The 18,478-nt window shown below is 58.3% G+C and carries 15 protein-coding genes; 4 read left to right on the plus strand and 11 right to left on the minus strand.

The annotated features are described in order from the left end of the window. Positions 1 to 6: 6 nt before the first annotated feature. The 4 genes from IMCC20628_RS14195 to ugpB form a co-directional block, all read right to left on the minus strand. The gene (locus IMCC20628_RS14195) at positions 7 to 1,029 is read right to left on the minus strand and encodes a sn-glycerol-3-phosphate import ATP-binding protein UgpC (RefSeq protein ID WP_047030754.1); all 1,023 of its coding nucleotides are present in this window, start codon (positions 1,027 to 1,029) and stop codon (positions 7 to 9) included. Between the two features lie 6 nt (positions 1,030 to 1,035). Next, complete coding sequence (gene ugpE, locus IMCC20628_RS14200) at positions 1,036 to 1,872, minus strand: sn-glycerol-3-phosphate ABC transporter permease UgpE (RefSeq protein WP_047032595.1); 837 nt, start codon at positions 1,870 to 1,872, stop codon at positions 1,036 to 1,038. A gap of 8 nt (positions 1,873 to 1,880) precedes the next feature. Continuing rightward, positions 1,881 to 2,762: a sn-glycerol-3-phosphate ABC transporter permease UgpA gene (gene ugpA / locus IMCC20628_RS14205; RefSeq protein WP_047030755.1), complete on the minus strand. Its 882-nt coding sequence runs from the start codon at positions 2,760 to 2,762 to the stop codon at positions 1,881 to 1,883. Positions 2,763 to 2,824: 62 nt separating this feature from the next. After that, the gene (ugpB, locus tag IMCC20628_RS14210; protein WP_047030756.1) at positions 2,825 to 4,135 is read right to left on the minus strand and encodes a sn-glycerol-3-phosphate ABC transporter substrate-binding protein UgpB; all 1,311 of its coding nucleotides are present in this window, start codon (positions 4,133 to 4,135) and stop codon (positions 2,825 to 2,827) included. Between the two features lie 287 nt (positions 4,136 to 4,422). Between ugpB and IMCC20628_RS14215 the strand changes: the two genes are divergently transcribed. Both IMCC20628_RS14215 and guaD read left to right on the plus strand, forming a co-directional pair. Then, complete coding sequence (locus tag IMCC20628_RS14215) at positions 4,423 to 5,661, plus strand: urate hydroxylase PuuD (RefSeq protein ID WP_047030757.1); 1,239 nt, start codon at positions 4,423 to 4,425, stop codon at positions 5,659 to 5,661. Beyond that, positions 5,658 to 6,947: a guanine deaminase gene (gene guaD / locus IMCC20628_RS14220; protein WP_047030758.1), complete on the plus strand. Its 1,290-nt coding sequence runs from the start codon at positions 5,658 to 5,660 to the stop codon at positions 6,945 to 6,947. Before IMCC20628_RS14215 ends, guaD begins: the two co-directional genes overlap by 4 nt. A 228-nt stretch (positions 6,948 to 7,175) precedes the next feature. On the opposite strand, the gene uraH is transcribed toward guaD, so the two are convergent. From uraH to IMCC20628_RS14245, 5 genes are all read right to left on the minus strand, one after another. After that, positions 7,176 to 7,550: a hydroxyisourate hydrolase gene (gene uraH, locus IMCC20628_RS14225; protein WP_047030759.1), complete on the minus strand. Its 375-nt coding sequence runs from the start codon at positions 7,548 to 7,550 to the stop codon at positions 7,176 to 7,178. 14 nt (positions 7,551 to 7,564) lie between these two features. After that, positions 7,565 to 8,068: an ureidoglycolate lyase gene (locus tag IMCC20628_RS14230; RefSeq protein WP_047030760.1), complete on the minus strand. Its 504-nt coding sequence runs from the start codon at positions 8,066 to 8,068 to the stop codon at positions 7,565 to 7,567. Beyond that, the gene (uraD, locus tag IMCC20628_RS14235) at positions 8,065 to 8,562 is read right to left on the minus strand and encodes a 2-oxo-4-hydroxy-4-carboxy-5-ureidoimidazoline decarboxylase (protein WP_047030761.1); all 498 of its coding nucleotides are present in this window, start codon (positions 8,560 to 8,562) and stop codon (positions 8,065 to 8,067) included. The genes IMCC20628_RS14230 and uraD overlap by 4 nt, the downstream gene beginning before the upstream one ends. Continuing rightward, a complete protein-coding gene (gene puuE / locus IMCC20628_RS14240) occupies positions 8,559 to 9,479 on the minus strand; it encodes an allantoinase PuuE (RefSeq protein WP_047030762.1) in 921 nt (306 codons plus the stop codon). Before puuE ends, uraD begins: the two co-directional genes overlap by 4 nt. 97 nt (positions 9,480 to 9,576) lie before the next feature. Further along, positions 9,577 to 10,761 carry an FAD-dependent oxidoreductase gene (locus IMCC20628_RS14245; protein ID WP_047030763.1) on the minus strand — a complete coding sequence of 395 codons (1,185 nt, stop codon included), beginning with the start codon at positions 10,759 to 10,761 and terminating at the stop codon, positions 9,577 to 9,579. Here IMCC20628_RS14245 and mnmD point away from each other — a divergent pair. Beyond that, complete coding sequence (mnmD, locus tag IMCC20628_RS14250; RefSeq protein ID WP_047030764.1) at positions 10,760 to 11,512, plus strand: tRNA (5-methylaminomethyl-2-thiouridine)(34)-methyltransferase MnmD; 753 nt, start codon at positions 10,760 to 10,762, stop codon at positions 11,510 to 11,512. The genes IMCC20628_RS14245 and mnmD overlap by 2 nt on opposite strands. Here mnmD and IMCC20628_RS14255 read toward each other — a convergent pair. Further along, complete coding sequence (locus IMCC20628_RS14255; RefSeq protein WP_052766436.1) at positions 11,499 to 15,446, minus strand: PAS-domain containing protein; 3,948 nt, start codon at positions 15,444 to 15,446, stop codon at positions 11,499 to 11,501. The two genes, mnmD and IMCC20628_RS14255, sit on opposite strands and share 14 nt — an antisense overlap. A 327-nt stretch (positions 15,447 to 15,773) precedes the next feature. On the opposite strand from IMCC20628_RS14255, the gene IMCC20628_RS14260 reads away from it, so the two are divergent. Then, complete coding sequence (locus tag IMCC20628_RS14260) at positions 15,774 to 17,372, plus strand: trimethylamine methyltransferase family protein (RefSeq protein ID WP_047030765.1); 1,599 nt, start codon at positions 15,774 to 15,776, stop codon at positions 17,370 to 17,372. Here IMCC20628_RS14260 and IMCC20628_RS14265 read toward each other — a convergent pair whose 3' ends face one another. Beyond that, positions 17,373 to 18,260, minus strand: coding sequence for a DMT family transporter (locus IMCC20628_RS14265; RefSeq protein ID WP_047030766.1), 888 nt, complete (start codon positions 18,258 to 18,260; stop codon positions 17,373 to 17,375). Between the last annotated feature and the right edge of the window lie 218 nt (positions 18,261 to 18,478).

An 18,478-nucleotide genomic window follows, 5' to 3' on the forward strand; every position in this document is an offset into this window, starting at 1 on the left:
ACGCGCTCAGTTTTCGGTGCGGCGGCCAGATGCGTCAAAAGCAAGGATGCGTTTGGGATCGATGGCCAAGCCGATGCGCGTTCCATCTGCTGGCAACTTGATCTCGCCATCAATGCGCACCACCAGCTTGTCACCTGCAGCAGTGACGCCGTGGACCAGCGTTTCTGCTCCCAGCGGCTCGCAGAACGCGACATCGAAATCGATCAGTCCTGCGCCGGGGGCGACCAGGTCGATGTGCTCGGGCCTGATCCCGATCACCGCACCGGGATCGAGCGGACCGGCGCCCGGCCGGATGTCGTGGCTGATAACATTCATCGGCGGTGAGCCGATGAAGCCGGCGACAAACAGCGTCGCCGGATTGGCGTAGACCTCGAGTGGCGCGCCGACCTGTTCGGCGACACCGGCGTTCATGACGATCATCCGGTCAGCCAGCGTCATCGCCTCGACCTGGTCGTGGGTGACATACATTGCCGTCACGCCAAGCTTGCGTTGCAGAGCCTTGATCTCCAGACGCATCTGCACGCGCAGCTTGGCGTCAAGATTGGAGAGCGGTTCGTCAAACAGGAAAACAGCCGGTTTGCGGACAATGGCGCGGCCCATGGCGACGCGCTGGCGCTGGCCGCCGGAGAGTTGCCGCGGCTTGCGCTCGAGATAAGGTTCAAGTTCGAGCATCCGAGCAGCTTCATTGACCCGCGACAGGATCTCGGCCTTCGGCACATTGGCGATCTTGAGGCCATAGGCCATGTTGTCGAAGACGCTCATATGCGGATAGAGTGCATAGTTCTGGAACACCATGGCAATGTCGCGCTCGCGCGGCTCCAGATCGTTGACGACGCGATCGCCAATGCTGATGTTACCCGAGGTGATGGTTTCGAGACCCGCGACCATACGCAACAGCGTTGACTTGCCACAGCCCGATGGCCCGACGATCACGATGAATTCGCCGTCCTTGATTTCGGCATCGATACCGTGGATGACCTCGGTGCGACCATAGCTTTTCTTGATCGCTTCAAGTTTGATTTCAGCCATTTGAACTCATTTCTCGCTTTCGACCAAACCCTTGACGAAGAGTTTTTGCATGCCGACCACCACCAGCACCGGCGGCAGCATCGCCAGCATGGCGGTTGCCATGATCACCGGCCATTCGACGGTCTGATCGCCTGTCGGCAGCATCTGCTTGATGCCCATGATGACGGTGTTCATCGACGGGTCGGTGGTGATCAGCAATGGCCAGAGATACTGGTTCCAGCCATAGATGAACAGGATGACGAATAGAGCTGCGATGTTGGTGCGCGACATCGGCAGCAGGATATCAAAGAAGAAGCGGATCGGACCGGCGCCGTCAACGCGGGCAGCTTCGGTCAGCTCATCGGGAATGGTCATGAACAACTGCCGGAATAGGAATGTGGCAGTCGCCGAGGCGATCAGAGGCAGGATCAGACCGGTGTAGCTGTTGAGCAGCCCCAGGCTTGCCACCACTTCGTAGGTCGGCACGATGCGGACCTCGACCGGCAGCATCAGCGTCATGAAAATCAGCCAGAAGAACAACATCCGGAAGCGGAACTTGAAATAGACGATGGCATAGGCCGACAGCAGAGAGATGATGATCTTGCCGATGGTGATGCCAAGCGCCATCACCAGCGAGTTGAGCAGCATTTGCCACACCGGCGCCACGCCGCCTGTCATCAGCGCCTCGAGATAGTTGTCAAAAAAATGCGGCCCCGGCAGCAGCGGCATCGGTGGCCGGATCAGTTCTTCCTGGGTCACCGTCGAGGCGACAAAGGCTATCCAGATCGGGAAGCAGATCACCGCAATGCCGACAATCAGTCCGGCATGGGTGAGCCAGGTTCCGAGCCCCCGTTTTTCGACCATGCCGCTCATCAGTAGTGCACCCGTCGTTCAATGAAGCGGAACTGGACCACCGTCAGGATTCCGACCAGCACCAAGAGCACCACCGATTGCGCCGCCGAGGAACCCAAATCCTGACCGACGAAGCCATCGGCGAAGACCTTGTAGACAAGGATCGTGGTCGACTGCTGCGGTCCTCCTTGCGTGATGGTGTGGATCACGCCGAAAGTGTCAAAGAAGGCATAGATGACATTGACCACCAGCAGGAAGAACGTGGTCGGCGACAGCAGCGGAAAGATGATGGTCCAGAACCGGCGGGCGAAGCTGGCGCCGTCAATCGCCGCCGCCTCAATGACGCTTTTGGGGATCGCCTGCAGACCGGCGAGGAAGAACAGGAAATTGTAGCTGATCTGCTTCCAGGCCGAGGCTGCCACCACCAGCGCCATGGCCTGGCCACCATCGAGATTGTGGTTCCAGACATAGCCGACCTGGAACAGCATCCAGGCGATGATGCCGGTAAACGGATTGAACATGAACAGCCAGAGCACGCCGGCAATCGCCGGGGCGACCGCATAGGGCCAGATCAGCAGGGTCCGGTAGGCGCTTGATCCCTTGATGACCCGGTCGGCCAGCACCGCGAGCCACAGCGCGAACGACATCGAGGACACTGTCACCAGCACCGAGAACACCGCCGTGGTGAGGAAAGATTCGCGATAGTAGCGGTTGCCGAAGAGATATTCGAAATTGCCAAGTCCGACGAACTGGGTCTTGAGACCGAAGGGATCGGGGATGAAGGCGGATTGATAGATCGCCTGTCCGGCCGGCCAGAAGAAAAACACGAATGTGACAAGCAACTGCGGGGCGACCAGCAGATAGGGCAGCCAGCGGTTGTTAAATACGACGCGTTTTTCCATGGATCACCAACCGGGAAGAGAAAACCGGCGGAGCCTCGAAAAGCCCCGCCGGATCTACAATGTTAGCGGTTTGCCTGCTCGAAGCGACGAAGCAGTTCATCGCCACGGGCAGCAGCCGAATCCAGCGCATCCTTGGCGGATTTCGACCCGTTCCATACACCTTCGAGTTCTTCATCGATGACGCCGCGGATCTGGTCGAAGTTACCCAGACGAATTCCCTTGGAATTGGCGGTCGGGGCCTTGCCGGTCATCTGGATGATGGCAATGTCGGTGCCGGGGTTTTCTTCATAATAACCGGAAGCCTTGGTTGCTTCGTAGGCTGCCATGGTGATCGGCAGGTAACCGGTGTCCTGATGCCATTTGGCCTGGATGTCGGAGCTCGAGAGGAAGTTGAAGAACGCCGCGACGCCCTTGTACTCTTCCGCTGTCTGGCCCTCCATCGCCCACAGCGACGCACCACCGATAATGGTGTTTTGCGGCGCGCCTTCAACATCGCTCCAGTACGGCAGAGGCCGGATGGCGAAGTCGAAAGCGGCTTCGTTCTTCACGCCGGCATAGCCAGCCGATGATTCGGTGAACAGCGCGCATTCACCGGCGCGGAACGGGGCACCGCCTTCGTTGCGACGGCCTGAATAGATGAACTTGCCATCCTTGGCCCACTGCCCAAGCGTTTCGATGTGCTTGACCTGAACATCACCATTGAGGCTCAGCTCCGTATCAACACCGGCAAAACCGTTCTCTTTCGAAGCGAAAGGAACGTTGTGATAGGCGGACAGGTTTTCGAGATGAACCCAGCTCTGCCAGGCGGTGGTCAGCGGACATTTGTTGCCCGATTCCTTGAGCGCGTCGAGAGCGGTTCCGACCATCTCCCAGGTCGACAGATCCATTTCCGGATCCAGACCGGCGGCCTTCAGCGCGTCCTTGTTGACATAAAGCACAGGGGTCGAGGAATTGTAGGGCAGAGACAGCATCTGGCCTTCAGTGGTGGTGTAGTAACCAGCAACAGCGGCGAGATAGACCGATTGATCGAATGGCAGGCCTGATTCGGCCATGACTTCATAGACCGGCTTGATGGCGCCCTTGGCTCCCATCATCGTGGCGGTGCCGACTTCGAAAACCTGAAGAACGTCGGGCTGTTCGCCTGCGCGGAACGCGGCGATGCCGGCGTTGAGCGTTTCCGAATAGTTGCCCTTGTTGGTGGCGACCACGGTGTAGTCGCTCTGGGATGCGTTGAATTTCGAAACCTGCTCGTCGAGCAGTTCCCCGAGACGTCCGGTCATTGCATGCCAGAAATCGATCTGCGTGGCGGCACTTGCAGGTGCAACGCCCGACATGAGTGCGGCGACAACGCCGGCGGCGATAAACTTTTTCATGTGAACTTCCTCCCTTGATGGGAAACGCGTGAAAACGAACGTAACCCGAAAGGGAAACGTAACCTCACAGCGTCTACCGCGCAATTGAAAACAGTTTTGTGACAGCAGGTGTGGAAAACGAAACAACGGACAAACCTCCCTGCTTCACCAGACAATCAGTCCTATTATCAGGAAAATCCTGCAACTGATAAATTCCCAGCAGAGCTAAACCGGGCTTTCCATTCCGGCCGGCATTGCGCATCATGTGCACTGCAAAACAAATCGACACCAATATGCGAGGGGCACCGATGTACGACTATCCTGTTTTGTGGGAATGGCTCAGCTTTGCCGTCCGCTGGCTGCATGTGATCACCGCCATCGCCTGGATCGGCTCATCGTTTTACTTCATCGCACTCGATCTTGGCCTGGTTCAGCGGCCCGGTCTGCCGGAAGGCGCTTTCGGTGAAGAATGGCAGGTGCATGGCGGCGGATTTTATCATATCCAGAAATACCTGGTGGCGCCGCCAAATCTGCCCGAGCACCTGACCTGGTTCAAATGGGAAAGCTATGTCACGTGGTTATCGGGCTTCGCCATGCTGTGGGTGGTGTATTACGCCGGTGCCGAACTCTATCTGATTGACGCCAACGTGCTTGATGTCACGGCCCCCGTGGCGATCGCCATTTCCGTGGCCTCGATCGTGTTCGGCTGGATCGTCTACGATCTGCTCTGCAAATCGCCGATCGGGGCAAACACCACCGGGCTGATGCTGGTGCTGTTTGCGGTGCTGGTGGTGATGGCCTGGGGGTATACGCAAGTGTTTACCGGACGGGCTGCGCTGCTGCATCTGGGCGCCTTTACCGCAACGATCATGACCGCCAATGTGGCAATGATCATCATTCCGAACCAGAAAATTGTTGTGGCCGACCTCAAGGCGGGACGGACGCCGGATCCCAAATATGGCCGGATCGCCAAGCAGCGCTCGCTGCACAACAATTATCTCACCCTGCCGGTGATCTTCCTGATGCTGTCCAACCACTATCCGCTGGCATTTGCAACGCAGTGGAACTGGCTGATTGCAGCGCTGGTGTTCCTGATGGGTGTCACCATCCGCCATTGGTTCAATACGATCCATGCGCGCAAGGGCAAGCCGCACTGGACATGGGCCGCCACGGTGGCGCTGTTTGTCGCCATCATCTGGCTGTCGAGCCTGCCGCGCACCGATGAGGTGATCGAGGAAGCCTCGCTGGCGCCGATCCATCAGCGGTTTGTTGACAATGCCCATTTTGAAGCGGTCAGCGAAACCATCATGGGGCGCTGCTCGATGTGCCATGCAGCGGAGCCGTTCTGGGACGGCATTGCCCGTGCGCCGAAAGACGTGCGGCTCGAGACTGCCTCCGACATCGCCCGCCATGCGCGCGACATCTACATTCAGGCCGGACGCAGCCATGCCATGCCGCCGGGCAACGTCACCTTTGTCGAACCGGAAGAGCGGGCACTGTTTGTGGCCTGGTATGAATCCGCAGTCGCCAGCGAGACCAATCCATGACAGCCAGACTTCTGCGCGGACGCACGCTCAGCTTCAAAACGAGGCCGCAAGCGCGGGACGACCATGCCAGCTATGTCTTCGAGGAAGACGGCGCGGTTCTGGTGGAGAACGGTCGGATCTCGGCATCCGGTGCCTATGGCGCTGTTTTGGCCATGGCACCCGACGGTATCGAGATCATCGACCACCGACCCTGTCTGTTGATGGCCGGGTTCATCGATCCGCATATTCATTTCCCGCAGATGCAGGTGACGGCGAGCTACGCGGCAAACCTGCTGGAATGGCTCAACACCTACACCTTTGTCGAGGAACAACGTTTCGCAGACGCGGCACACTCGGCTCGCTTTGCAACATTGTTCTTCGATGAATTGCTGCGCAACGGCACCACCACGGCTGCGGCCTATTGTTCGGTGCACAAGCGTTCGGCGGACGCCTATTTCGCAGAAGCCAGCCGGCGCAACCTCTTGATGGTCGGCGGCAAGGTGATGATGGACCGCAATGCCCCGGCGGCACTCACCGACACGCCCCAGTCGAGCTATGACGACACCAAGGCGGTGATCGCGGACTGGCATGGCAAGGGCCGCAATCACGTGGCAATCACGCCGCGCTTTGCCATCACATCAACGCCTGAACAGCTTGAAGCCGCAGGCACTCTGGCGCGCGAACATCCGGACCTGCTGATCCAGACGCATCTGTCGGAAAACAATGCCGAGATTGCCTATACGCTGGAGCTCTATCCGGACGCCCGGGATTATACCGATATCTATGCACAGTACGGCCTGCTGACGCGCAGGATGCTGCTCGGCCACGCGATTCATTTGTCTGACCGGGAGATGGACGCAATCGCGGAGGCCGGCTCCGTGGCAGTGCATTGCCCGACGTCGAACCTGTTTTTGGGCTCGGGCCTGTTCGATCTCAAGCGGATCAAGGAACACGGAATACGCACTGCGACTGCCACCGATATCGGCGGCGGTTCAAGCTACTCAATGCTTCGGACGCTCGACGAGGCCTACAAGATCCAGCAGTTGCGTGGCCATCGCCTGCCACCGATCGAAAATTTTTGGCAAACCACCCGCGGCAATGCCGAGGCTCTCGGGTTGGTTGACAGGATCGGAACGCTGGAGCCGGGAACCGACGCCGACATCATCGCGCTTGATGCCAGTGCGACGCCAGCCATGCAGATCAGAATGGAGACGGTCCGGACGCTGGAAGAGGAGTTGTTTGTACTGCAAACCCTGGGCGATGACCGCTCGGTGCGGCAGGTTTATATTGCCGGTGAAGCGGTCTAGCGCCAAATAGCTCACACCGTCACAATTCTGTCTTAACTATTCGTTAACACTGTTCCTGCAAGCTGTGTATCAGCAGTGGTCTTTTCGAAGATCACTTATAAGTCGCGTGAGCACGGATGTACTGCCACGCGGCTTTCGCTTTTTCTGCTCCGGTAAATTGCTCCGGACACCTCCTCCCGAAGACAGCTCCACTTCCCCTTAAAGACAAACCGGGCTTCGCCCGCAGCGTCAGCTGCCGCGATAGGTCGAGTAGCTGTAGGCAGAGATCAGCAGCGGCACGTGATAATGGGCGTTGGTGTCGGCGACGCCGAAGCGGATCGGGATTGCGTCAAGAAACGCAGGATCGGGCAACGGGTCGCCCGCGTAGCGCAGATAGTCACCAGCATGAAACACCAGTTCATAAACACCTTTGGCAAGTTCGGAACCAGACAGCAGCGGGGCATCGACCCGGCCATCGTCATTGGTGCGAACAGTCTTGACCAGATGATGATCAAGGCCTTCGATCCGCATCAGTTCGATCACCATTCCAGCTGCCGGGCAGCCGCGAGCGGTGTCGAGCACATGGGTAGTCAGGCGTCCGGTGCCAAGCGGTTGAGCGGACATGGGCGTCTCCTTGGTCAGTTTGGTTCGGTGATCACATAAGCCTGATCATAGCTGATTTCTTCAAGATTGCTGCCGTCGCCTTCGCGGTCCATCACCAGAAAATCACTCGGCTCGCCGACCGCAATCAGCGGGTGATGCCAGACATTGCGGGCATACTGAATTCCGATATCGGCCGGAACGGCAAAGGCGCGGGGTTGTCCGGGACGTCCATTGGCATCAGGTGCCACCACCGCAATCCAGGGACGCGGTGTGAGCGGAAAGAAGGCCTGGCTGCCCAGCGGATGACGCTCCATCATGTCGATCGCATAGGGGAAATTGCGCGGTTGGCCCCGAAACAACGACAGGATGGTGCGGCCGCCTTCGGTTTCGGTATCGGCCATGGCCAGCGCATGAAACCGCTCTGTGGTGCCGCCATTGATCATGCGGATTTCTGCAGAACCTGTATCCAGCACCTTGCCAAATGGCGCAAAGGCCTCGGCGGCCAGCGGTTCTATCTCAAGCTTTTGCATCGGGCTCATTCTTCCATCAGCAGTGCTGCCACTCGGAAACCGGCGATCCGCTCGACCTGCTCACAGGCGGTTTCAAACTCGGTTTCGGGATTATTGCCGACCCGGGTTTCGAAGGCTGCCAGAATACTGTCCTTGGTGTGTCCCTTGACCGCGATGATGAACGGGAAGCCGAAATCGCGCATGTAGCGTGTGTTGAGCTCGGTGAAACGGGCATGTTCATCAGCACTGAGGCGATCAAGTCCAGCGCCCGCCTGCTCGGATTTGGACTCCTCGGTCAGATCTCCGGAAATCGCCAGTTTTCCGGCCAGATCCGGGTGGGCGCGCAACACGCCCATGCGCTCGCCGTGACTGGCTTTGCGGAACTCGACGCACAGTGCCTGATGCACCGCCTCGGCTGCATGTGGCTCTACAATCCGGCCATTGTCGAAAGCGCGTTCGGCAATCCAGGGTGAATGCTCGAACACGCCGCCAAACTGCTCGATGAAATGATCACGGTCCATCATGTCTTCCCCGGATGGTGGTGCGCATGCCAGTGATTGGCGATGTCGATACGGCGCGTCACCCAGGCCTTGTCGTGCGACGCGACATAATCAAGGAACCGCGCCAGGGCTGCGGCACGGCCGGGTCGGCCGGCCAAGCGGCAATGCAGGCCGATCGACATCATTTTCGGGCTGCCCGCAGCACCTTCGGCCATCAGAACATCAAAGCTGTCCTTGAGATAGGTGAAGAACTGGTCGCCTGAATTGAACCCCTGCGGCGTGGCAAAGCGCATGTCGTTGGCATCAAGCGTATAGGGCACGATCAGGTGCGGGCCATTTGGCCCCTCGACCCAATAGGGCAGTTCATCAGCGTAGGAATCGGCTGAATAGACAAAACCGCCCTCCTCCATGACCAGTCGCAATGTGTTGACTGACGGCTTTCCCTGGTAGATGCCGAGCGGGCGCGAGCCGGTTACTTCGGTGTGGATACGAACGCATTCGGCAATGTGGCGACGCTCTTCGGCTTCGGAAAAATCCTTGTATTCGAGCCAGCGTAGTCCGTGACTGGCGATTTCCCAGCCAGCTTCCTTCATGGCGGCAACAGCTTCCAGATTACGCTGCATGGCAATTGCCACACCGTAGACCGTGACCGGCATGTTGCGCTCGGTAAACATACGCCAGAGCCGCCAGAAGCCCGAGCGTGAGCCATATTCATAGAGCGATTCCATGTTGGTGTTGCGCTGCCCCGGCCAGGCCTGCGAACCAACGATCTCGGAGAGCAGGTTTTCCGACGCCGCATCACCATCAAGAACGCAGCTTTCACCGCCTTCTTCGTAGTTGACCACGAACTGGACCGCACAATGCGCGCCTGACGGCCATTGCGGGTCCGGCGTGGTGCGGCCATAGCCAATCATGTCGCGGGGATAGGATGGTGTGCTCATGTATCTGTCCGTTTCAATTCAATACGAACGGTACCAGCCTCACTTCAAATGTCGAGGCCCGGACTTCGAAGAAAAACCGCAAGCAGTTGCAGTGAAATCAACCGGTTGAGCTTTTGCCAGACGCTTTGGCGGCGTGATACTCGACGGAGAAACTCATCGGTGTCTCTGGCCGCTCCGATCCGGTGATTTCTGCGACGAGGACGTCGGCCATTCGATGGGCAATTCCGAAGCTGATCTTGAAGCCGCCGGCCATCGCCAGAACGCCGGGCGCGCCGGGCACAGGCCCAAGCATCGGATCGCCGCCGATGGCGCGCGGGCGCACACCGGCCCAACGGCGGATCACCGGCGCGTGCTTGATCACCGGACACAGCCTGCGGGCGCGCTTGATAATTTCGTCGAGACTCTCGTCTGTGCTGACGGGATCATCGAAATCCCGTTCGCTGGTCGATCCAATGGCGACATGACCATTTTCATGCGCGATCACATAGACGCCGTCGTCATAGACCAGCGGCAGGTCGGGCGATGCCTTGGCGTCCAGAAGTGCCGCCTGCCCTTTGACGCCACTGCCCAGCGCGTGCGCTGGTAGTCCGGCGGCACGCGCAATCAGCGGAAACGCATCAACCCCGTTGGCCAGAGCGATATGGCCATAGCTGACGGTAGACCCATCCGACAATCGGGCCGTATGATCGTCAGGGCTCACATCCACGACACTTGTGCCCAATCGCAGGTCGATGTTCGGCATCACGGCAAGACTGGACAACAGCGCACCGAGCAAACCGGGAGGGGAAATTCTTGCTGACAGCGTCTCATGAACAACCCCGCGCGGGGCAGCCAGTATGTCGGGCCAGTTTTCTACCTCGGCGGTGTGGTTCACCTCATAGTTGAAGCGGCCGCCCCAATTGACGCGTGCTTCATCGATCTGCCCCAGCGCAGCAGCCCGCGCCCGCTCGGTAGACAATGGCAACAAGCGGCCAACGCGGCGATAGCCGCAATAGGCGCCGGTTTCGGCTTCCAGCCGTGCAATTTCGTCTTCGAGATCCATCAGGGCGCGGAACTGGAAATCCTTCTTGCCGTTCCAGCGCTCGGGACTGTGCGGCATCAGCGCGCCGAGAAACCCGCCGCTGGCGCCGCCGCCAGGATTGCCTCGTTCAACCAGCATGACCGACAGGCCGGCGCGCGCCGCTTTCACCGTCAGCCACAGGCCAGCCACGCCGGCCCCCGTGATAAACAGATCCGGAGCGGCTTGACCGCCGTGCACCACGCCGCTATCGGCAATACCCATGATTGACCCCCATGACCCGGATAACGAGGACAGCTCGCAACCCAGACCGCTTTCCTGGATGGAAGGCGATATGCCCTATTCCGAGGAATTTGGCGACTTTTATTATTCCCGCGCAGATGGCAGGGCCGAATGCCGTCATGTCTTTCTGGGAGGAAACGACCTGCCTCAGCGATTTGCCAGCAAGCAGATCTTCGTCGTCGGCGAACTCGGTTTCGGCACCGGCCTCAACTTCATCGAAACCTGGTCGGCCTGGGAAAAAGCGGCGCCGGAGGGCGCACAACTGGAGTTCCATTCGTTCGAATTGAGGCCGCTTCTGCGGGCGGACATGTTGCGCGCGCTGTCGGCCTGGCCGGATCTGAGTGACAAAACATCACGGTTGATCGACGTGTGGCCCGACCAGCCGACGGGCGACATCAAGGCAGACTTTGAAAATGACGGAAAACAGCTCAGACTGCACGTTTACGCGGGCCCTGCTCTGCAGCAACTTGGCACTGCCAGTGTTCTGGCTGACGCCTGGTACCTCGATGGTTTTTCGCCTTCGCGCAATCCGGACATGTGGTCAGCAGACTTGATGTGCAGGGTGGCCGAGCGAACCGCACAAGGCGGTACATTCGCCACCTATTCGGCGGCCGGATGGGTGCGGCGGAATTTGAAGGCTGCGGGTTTCGTGGTGGAAAAGCGCCCGGGGCACGCAGACAAGCGCGATATGAGTGCAGGCCGCCTCGCCGGGCTTGCCGTCAGCCCACAGTGATGCGCGCGGCGATTTCCTCGGGCAACCATTCGCGTATCTTGGCTTCGAGCTTCTCCGGGCTGATCGGCTTGGACATGTAATCGTCCATGCCTGCTTCCAGGCAGCGCTCCTTGTCACCGGTCAAGGCATGGGCTGTCACGCCCACGACCGGCGTGCGGCCAAGTGAAGGGTCCGCGGTTTCCGCTTTTCGTATTGCCTCTGTCGCCTGGTGCCCGTTCATGACCGGCATTGAAACATCCATCAACACCAGGGCCGGACGGAGACTCTTCCACATGTCGAAGGCTCTGCCGCCATCTTCTGCAATCTTGTAACGCACGCCAAGACCATCAAGAATCTGGGTGAACACGATCTGATTGACTTCATTGTCTTCGGCGACAAGCAGGTCAATTTTGCTGTGTGGCGAGGCTGGCCCGGGCGATTGGCTGTTGCTGTCAGGCGCAGCCGAAGCAACCTCCAGCTTCGGATTGTCCAGCGCTGCTAGCGGAACAAGAGTTGGCTTGATCGGGCGCGGGTAAGGCCCAGACTGTTGATTGCGTGTTTCGCCCGAAGACTGCGCGGCAGCCTGAAGAACCTCGACAATTGTTTGTAGCAACAAGGAGGAGCGGGCAGGTTTCATCAATGTTGATTGCACCAGACCCTGTCGAATGTCCGCATCGGATGACTTGATGTCCATTGACGTCAGCATGATGATGGATGGTTTGTCGAGGCCGTGGGCCTTTCGGATGGCACGCGCCGTCATCACCCCGTCCATATCGGGCATGTGATAATCGAGGATGATCGCATCGACGGGCACGCCGAACCGGTTAGCCGCCTCGAGAACATCGAGACCTTCGGAACCCGATACCGCGGCACACGCATCAAATCCCCAGGCGCTGAGCTGCTCTTTGAGGATGGCGCGGTTGACGGGATTGTCATCAATGACGAGAATTCTGGCTCCGGAGACATCAATAGGCGCACTGCGGACAGGTGCGGCGTCGTGATCTAGCGACATGCTGATTTCAACGGTGAACACCGAGCCTTCATCCGGCGCGCTTTCCGCGCGAACTTGGCCGTCCATCAAGCTCACCAGCCGCGAGGTAATCGCCAGCCCCAGCCCGGTTCCTTCGTGACGGCGGGTCGAGGAGTTATCGACCTGAGAGAATTTGTCGAACACCGCTTCAAGCTTCTCCTGCGGAATTCCGATCCCGGTGTCTTTCACCTGCAGCTTCAGGTCTAGCAGACCGGCGGCGTTCACCGATCCTGTCACTTCAATCAGAACATGCCCTGCTTCCGTGAATTTAATGGCATTGCCGGCAAGATTGGTGATGATCTGGCGTATCCGGCCCATGTCACCGATAACTCGCGCCGGCAACTCGGGATCAATACGCACAATCAGCTCAATATCCTTGTCGGCGGCACGGCTGGAGATCAGGGTCGCCACATCTTCGACTGTTTCACGCAAATCAAATGGCGCCGCATCGAGCACCAACTGGCCAGCGTCAATTTTGGAGAAATCCAGAATATCATTGATGATGGTCAGCAGTGCATTGCCGGATTTGACGATGATGTCGGTAAAGGTACGTTGACGGGTATCAAGTTCGGACCGCGACAGCAGTTCCGCCATTCCGAGAACCCCATTCATCGGGGTTCGGATTTCGTGGCTCATATTTGCGAGAAACTCCGACTTGGCCCGATCGGCCATCTTTGCCTTTTCCAGAAGGTCCTTGAGTTCAGCCTCACGCATCTTGGCATCGGTGATATCGGTGTAGGTGATGATCATCCGGTCATTTGCTGCTGGATTGGCATCAATCCTGGCCCACCGACCACCAGCTACCTGACGTTCAAGCGTATGAGCTACAATGCTCTTGTGACCTGCCTTGATATTGGAGCGGGTGATCGAGGCTTTTTCTTCAGTACCGTAGTCACCACGTGACTGGCAGAAATCAAGATAGCCCTCCATGGTCTTCCCCGGTTCCACCACTTCAACAGGGACATCAAGCATATCAATGAAAGCCGCATTGAAGAATTCGATGCGTTCGTCGTGGGTGACCAAAAGGCCTTGCGCCATGGCACTGGTCGCGCCGCGCAGCAATTCACTGGCGTGTTCGATCTCTGACCGGACAAGATCGAGCTCATGCTCACGCTGCTTGAGCTCGCTGATGTCAAAGTACGACACCATACGCTTGCCTTCGGACAGGGCACGGACCGAATAGATGACGGTCCTTCCGTCTGCACGTCGAAATTCTCGCGGCTCAACATATCCCCGGCGGATTTCTTCAAGCCTGGTTTCGACATAGGCGTCGAAATCCTCATCCGCGACATCATAAACGCCTTTGTGCCGATTGACGTCCATCAGTTCCCGGAAAGCGGCGCCGATGTAGGAGTCTTTCGCCTTGATTCTCCAGATCCTGAAAAACGCGTCGTTGACCAACTCGATCTTGTCGTTCTTATCAACGACCACCACGCCCATATGCATGGCGTCGATCACGCTTTCGAGATCCGAACGGTTCAATTCCGCAAGCCGGCGGGTCTCGAATATCTCGTCTTCCCGGCGTTTGATCTCACTGACATCAAGCGTCGTGCCCAGCAGATGTTTCCGGCCGGCCGGATCGGTAATTCCAACCTTCCTGTCGATCAGCACAAGAAGCTCGCCATCGGAGCGGGTGAGTTCCACCTCGCTCTCAATAATTTCGCGTCCGCTCATGACCCGTGTGTCAACGTCCCGCAACGCCTGCCCCTGTTCACCAAACAGGGTAAAATCGTCCTTGCCGACCACATCTGCGCGCGAAAGACCGGTCAAGTCACCATGGGCCCGATTGACATAGGTGTAGCGGAAATCCTCATCCTTCACGAAGCTCGAAACCGGCATTTCATCGAGGATTGCCCGGAACATTTCATTTTCTGAAGCCTGGGTCTTCAGAGCAAATTCCCGCTCCTTGAGTTCGGTAACGTCGACACGCAGGCCAAGCAGGTAGCCCTCATCGAGCCTCCGATTGACAATGCGAAGCCACCGGCCGTTCTTGAGTTGTTCGACAGTGGCCTTGCCATAATCACGATGCGCCGCAAGGCGCTTTTCCACCCAGGCCAGGCGGGCTTCCGGATCATCTTCGGCACTGATGTGGCACGTCAATTCCAGGATTGACCGCAGCGTCTTCCCGACCGGCATCATGTAATCCGGCGCGGTTATCGAATCCATTGCCGGGTTGACGTAAAGCAGCACATCATTCGGATCGTAGAGCACGATGCCGACGTCGAGGCAGTCGAAAATCTCGTTGAACCGGTTCAGAAGTGAAGTGTCGGCCTCCTGATTGGCGGCATCAACGGAGTTAAGGGCCTGCTGTTGCAGATCCGGCGTTTGCGTGACCGTTGATTGTCCGGCGGTATCAAAATGGTGACCGATCTTGGCAATCGCAGTTTCATCCAGATCCGGCTTGCCAATGGGGCGACCTGCCGCTTTAGCCGCTGCCGACATAACCTTGTCGAAGCCTTGCGTGACGGTTTCCGGTCCGTGACAAACATTGTCCTGGCTCTTCGCCTGCGCAGTCACCGGACCCGTCTCGAGTATTTGCCGGGTTTCAAATCGGACCCCGGCAATTGGTTCAAAATGGCCGACGATGAATGTCTTGCCGCTGGTTTGGCGCTGTCGCTGGATACGTATCCGGTAACGGCCACCCTTCAGCGGATGTGCAAACAACGCCGCCTGGTCTTTGCCGAATACCAGGCTGCGGCGTTCTTTCTCATCGCGGTCATTCTGTTCGACGGAATCAAAGTGCTGATGGCTCTGTTGGCCGACAAGAGATTCAGGCGGACAATCCCAAAGCTCCGCATAGGACGCGTTGACCGCGACATACCGAAGTTCGGAATCCTTTACGAAGGCAGGATTGGGGTCACGCTGGACCCGCTCGCATGCCAAAGCCAGCGCCTCATCGCCCACGATGTTGTCCACTTCACCCACCCGGCAGTCCCCATTAATGCAAATTCGGTCTGGTATACCGTCTGTCACATTGCACAGCGGCGTTGAAGAAAGGGTTAACCATATTTCTTGGGCAATCAGTGCGGCCTGCACAATCTTGTCCGCGCTGCGGGTGTGCACCGCGAAGCTGGAATTCAGCGTGGACCGATGAATAGAGCGTACTCTGTTTATCGCGCCAGGATTTTAGCGTGCTGGGGCGGCTTGCGGGAACGCGCCGTCCGGCATAGCGTCTTGCAAATGGAGGCCCGAAACCGATCAATCCGGATCCGGAAGACGGCAAGCCCCGACCATCACGGAGCCAGATTCAAAATGAGCAGCATCGACGATATCGTACCCGCCGCCATCGAGAACACAGCAGGCGCGCCAGAGCGGCGCAGGCGCATCGGCGGTGGACGTGGTGGGGAACGAGGCAAAGGCAGGAAAAGCCCGGTGACCTTGCGCTACCGGTCTATCCTCAACACACAGGATCCGTCGCTGCTCCTCTCTGAAGAGGGTCTGGAAGCCATCCACGAAGCCTCACTGAACGTCCTCGAACAAATCGGCATGGACTTCATGCTTGCCGAGGCCCGGGATCTGCTCAAGGCTGCCGGTGCGGATATCGCTGACGGAAGCGAACGCGTGCGGATGGATCGCGGCCTGATCATGGATCTTGTCAGCCAGGCACCTGGACCGTTCACGCTGCATGCCCGCAATCCCGAACGGAATGTCTCCATTGGCGGACGCAACATGGCTTTCGCCCAGGTTGCCTCTGCCCCCTATTGTTCGGACCGCGACAATGGCCGCAGAACCGGCACCCAGGAAGACTTCCGCAATCTCGTCAAGCTGGCACAGTCTTTTGACATCATTCACATGAGCGGTGGCTACCCGGTGGAGCCAACCGATATTCATGCTTCGGTTCGTCATCTCGATTGCCTGTCGGACATGGTCAAGCTGACGGACAAGCCTTTCCATGCCTATTCGTTGGGCAGAGAGCGCAATCTGGATGCACTGGAGATCATTCGCATCGGCCGCGGCCTGACCGCCGAGCAACTGGAAGCCGAGCCATCGCTGTTCACGATCATCAACGCCTCGTCACCGCTTCGCTACGATGCGCCGATGCTGCAGGGCATCATCGAGATGTCATCCCGCAATCAGGTGGTGGTGATCACGCCCTTCACGCTTGCCGGCGCGATGGCCCCGGTCACCATTGCTGGCGCCCTGGTGCAGCAGAACGCCGAAGCGCTCGCCGGGATCGCCTTCACACAGTTGGTCAGGCCCGGCGCGCCGGTAGTCTATGGCGGCTTCACCTCCAATGTCGACATGAAGTCGGGCGCCCCAGCCTTTGGAACGCCCGAATACATGAAGGCGGTGATGGCAGGCGGACAATTGGCCCGCCGCTACGGCATTCCCTATCGCACATCCAACACCTGCGCCGCCAACACGCTCGATGCGCAATCGGCCTATGAATCGATGATGTCGCTGTGGGCGGTGGTTCAGGGTGGCGGCAATTTCGTCATGCATGCAGCCGGTTGGATGGAAGGCGGCCTGACAGCGTCGTTCGAGAAATTCATCATGGATGTCGACATGTTGCAGATGGTGGCGGAATTCCTGGCCCCGATCGACACCAGCCCGGACGCACTGGCCATGGATGCCATCTCGGAAGTCGGACCGGGCGGGCATTATTTCGGCACAGCACACACGCTGTCGCGTTACGAGACCGCATTTTACTCGCCGATTCTGTCGGATTGGCGCAATTTCGAGAGCTGGAGCCTCGCCGGTCAGCCGACTACCTACGATCACGCCAATCGCGTCTGGAAAGATACTTTGGCGAATTATGAAGCGCCACCGCTGGATGAAGCCGTTGCAGAAGAACTCGACGCCTTTGTCGCTCGGCGTAAGACCGAAGGCGGCGTGCCGACAGATTTCTGATCAGGCAATCATGCGCGTTTTGCGGTTGGTCAGCCAGACACCGAAAACAACGATCAGGGTTCCCAGGATCATCGGCAGCGTCAGCACTTCTCCGAAAAGAAACCAGCTTTCGACGGCAATGGCGGGCGACACCAGATAGGTCAGCGAAGCGGCACGGGAGACCTGACCGCGACGGATCAGATACAACAACAGCATGATCGAAACCAGCGACAGCCCGAAAACCGACCAGCCCATGGCGAGAACAAATTCGAGGTTCCAGATTATCTCCAAGGGCTCCATCAACAACGCCAACGGCATGACCACCAGAAACCCGCCGACATATTGCAGCGTCGCGATGGCGCGCAGATCACCCTCCTGCAAGTATCGTTTCTGATAAATGGTGCCCAAGGCCACCGATGCCATCGCCACCACATTGATCAGCAAGGGTATCAAGGCCGTCTGCAGCATGGCGGTATCGAGGGCGAGCAACCCCGGCAGGATGGCAATGCAAAGACCAGCAAAACCAAGAATGATTCCAGTTCGTTGAGGCCCGGTCAGACGTTCGCCAACAATGAAGGGTGCGACTAGTGCTGTCAGCAACGGTTGCAGCGCCGCGATTAGGCCTGAAACCGACGCCGGCACTCCCTGATCGATCGCCCACCAGACCCCACCAAGGTAAATGCCGTGCAGAAACACACCTGAAAAGACTGCGTGCAACCAGCCGGCCCGCGTCGATGGCCAGGCGGCGCGACTGACAAGCGTGATGATGAGAAACAAGGCTGCTGCGAGCGTAAACCGAAGGCTGAGAAAGGTCAGCGGATCAGCGTAAGGGCTCGCATATTTTGCCACGATCCATCCGGTCGACCACAGCAGAACGAACAATGCTGGGGCTATGCGATCTAGTGTCATAAAGGGGAGCCTATTTGATCCAGAGCAAGGGAGCATGCCCTCAATGAGGTATATGTTGCCAAGCGATAGACCCGGCCTACCTGATGCGCAAGCATGATGTCCCGGTTAATCAGATCAACAGCAAGACTGCGACCCAATCGCAACAGCGGCAAATAAAATGCACTCTGCGGCGGGAACCGGAGAAACCCTGCATGGTTCTTGCTTTCTGTAACCTGATG

It is taken from the genome of Hoeflea sp. IMCC20628, assembly GCF_001011155.1.
Taxonomy (GTDB): Bacteria; Pseudomonadota; Alphaproteobacteria; order Rhizobiales; family Rhizobiaceae; genus Hoeflea.